General features: G+C 65.2%; 4 protein-coding genes. 3 read left to right on the top strand and 1 reads right to left on the bottom strand.

Features of this window, described 5'->3' with window-relative positions; all coding sequences use genetic code 11:
• Positions 1 to 522, bottom strand: a 522-nt coding sequence (locus RT662_RS13285; protein ID WP_313671177.1) for an MFS transporter, incomplete at its 3' end; no start/stop codon positions are given.
• 99 nt (positions 523 to 621) lie between these two features.
• On the opposite strand from RT662_RS13285, the gene RT662_RS13280 reads away from it, so the two are divergent.
• The 3 genes from RT662_RS13280 to RT662_RS13270 are packed head-to-tail and all read left to right on the top strand — an operon-like array spanning position 622 to position 2043.
• Positions 622 to 1011 carry an NADH:ubiquinone oxidoreductase subunit NDUFA12 gene (locus tag RT662_RS13280; protein ID WP_273434803.1) on the top strand — a complete coding sequence of 130 codons (390 nt, stop codon included), beginning with the start codon at positions 622 to 624 and terminating at the stop codon, positions 1009 to 1011.
• Positions 1011 to 1526, top strand: a complete 516-nt coding sequence (mlaD, locus tag RT662_RS13275; RefSeq protein WP_313671176.1) for an outer membrane lipid asymmetry maintenance protein MlaD — start codon at positions 1011 to 1013, stop codon at positions 1524 to 1526. The genes RT662_RS13280 and mlaD overlap by 1 nt, the downstream gene beginning before the upstream one ends.
• Positions 1510 to 2043 carry a DUF2155 domain-containing protein gene (locus RT662_RS13270; RefSeq protein ID WP_313671175.1) on the top strand — a complete coding sequence of 178 codons (534 nt, stop codon included), beginning with the start codon at positions 1510 to 1512 and terminating at the stop codon, positions 2041 to 2043. The genes mlaD and RT662_RS13270 overlap by 17 nt, the downstream gene beginning before the upstream one ends.
• Positions 2044 to 2046: the final 3 nt, after the last annotated feature.

Raw genomic sequence — 2046 nt, 5'->3', positions numbered from 1 at the left:
GAAATTGGCCATGGCGAGGCCAGCCGAAACCAGGAACGGCACTTCGGTGCCGAACTGCGCCACGAATCCACCCAGCGCCGGCCCAATGATGAAACCGAAACCGAACGCCATGCCGATCACGCCAAAGTTCGCCCCGCGCTTTTCGGGCGGAGTCACATCGGCGATATAGGCATAGGCGGTGGGGAAGGTCGCCCCGGTGATGCCGGCCACCACGCGGGCGGCGACCAGCCACCACAGCGTGGGGGCAAAGGCCATCACCACATAATCAAGGGAAAAGGCCGCAAGGCTCGCCAGCAGCACCGGGCGGCGGCCAAAGCGATCGGAAAGCCCGCCGATCACCGGCCCCATCAGGAACTGCACGCTGGCATAAAGGAAGGCGATCCAGCCCGAAACCTCGGCCGCGTGCGCCAGATCGCGGCCAGTGAGCTTGACGATCAGCTGCGGAAACACCGGGATGACGACGCCAAAACCGATGGCATCGATCAGAACGGTGATGAAGATGAAGGCCAGCGCACGGTTCACGCAGGTTCGGTAGCGACTTTTTCGTCCCGCGCCTATCCGCCATCACCGGGGTTGCGCGGGTGCGGCAAAATGTGTTTTGGGTGGGCAAAGGAGCGACACGTGTCCGTGCTCAAGACGATCTTCACCTGGTGGAATGGCCCCGGCCTCGGCACCCGCATCTTCACCGCCCGCAATGGCGAAGAAGTGGGGCGCGATGATCAGGGCAACATCTATTACCGGTCCGGCACCGGCGCGGCGCAAAAGCGCTGGGTGATCTATAACGGCGAACCCGAAGCCACGCGTATCCCGCCGGAATGGCATTTGTGGATGCACAAGACGGTGAATGAGCCGCCAAGCACCAACCCGCTGGTGACGCGCGTGTGGGAACGCGAATGGACACCCAACGCCACCGGAACCAAACTGGCGCATTCTCCAAGCGGCGCATTGATTGCTGGCGGCCAGCGCGCGGCGACCACGGGTGATTATCGCGCCTGGTCGCCTGACGCCTGATGGCTGGCACGCTGAAGGACCATCTGGCCGAGGCGCTCATCGGCCTGTTCGTGGTGCTGCTGGCGGCCGGATTCGTAGCCTTTGCCTGGGCCCGCACTGGCGCCGGTGAAGGCAGCGACGGCTTCAGTCTCACGGCGCGCTTTCCCAATATCGGCGGGGTCACGCTGGGCACGGATGTGAAGGTCGCCGGCGTCAAGGTGGGCAAGGTGGTCGGGCTTGAACTTGATCCGACCAGCTATCAGGCCGTGCTGCGCCTGACTGTTGATCGCGGGCTGAAACTGCCGATCGACAGTTCCGCGGCGGTCTCGTCGGAAGGTCTGCTCGGCGGCAATTATATCGCACTGACGCCGGGGGCCGAAGCCGACATGCTGAAGGACGGTGGCGAGATCATCGAAACATCGGGCGCGCCCGATCTGATGGGCCTGATCGGCAGTGTCGTGAACCGCTCCGGCGGTGATGCGCCCGCTGCTGCCGAGCCAAGCGAACCAGCGGCCGGCAATGCCCCGGCCAAGTGAAGCGCTGGCGCTGGTCGCCGGCCTGATGGCGGTTGCTGCGCTGGCGCAGGAAGCGCCACCCGCTGCACCTGCGCCCGCCGCTGCGCCTGCCCTGGCCAAGCCCGCCGCACCGCGCGTATCGCAAGTCACCCCGGTCAAGGAGCGTGTGCTGGTGGTCGGCGCGCTGGCCAAACGCACGGGGGAAACGCGTTTCCTCACCCTGAAGCCCGGGCAATACATCGATTTCGCCGGCATCCGCATCACGGCGCGCACCTGCGAAACCACGCCGCCGTGGGAATGGCCGAAATTGCAGGGCGCCTTTCTGCAGGTCGATGAGCGACTGGCGGGGCAGGTGAAACGGGTGTTTTCGGGCTGGCTCTATGCCGAAAGCCCCAGCCTGAATGTCATGCAACACCCGCGCTATGACGTCTGGCTCAAGAGCTGCACGATGCGCTTTCCCGATGGGCCCGCCCCGCGCCCGCCTTCATCGCCGGCAAAGAAATCGCCCGCCGCGCCTGACAAGGCCGCGCTCAACTGAACC

Origin of the sequence: Sandarakinorhabdus sp., assembly GCF_032115815.1 — a bacterium.
Classification (GTDB): Bacteria; Pseudomonadota; Alphaproteobacteria; order Sphingomonadales; family Sphingomonadaceae; genus Sandarakinorhabdus.
This window is presented reverse-complemented; position numbering and strand designations above follow the sequence as displayed.

What these genes read in the sequence shown, in the direction of transcription:
- mlaD (WP_313671176.1), top strand. Translation starts at nt 1,011, where the DNA reads ATGGCTGGCACGCTGAAGGACCATCTGGCCGAGGCGCTCATCGGCCTG.
- RT662_RS13270 (WP_313671175.1), top strand. Translation starts at nt 1,510, where the DNA reads ATGCCCCGGCCAAGTGAAGCGCTGGCGCTGGTCGCCGGCCTGATGGCG.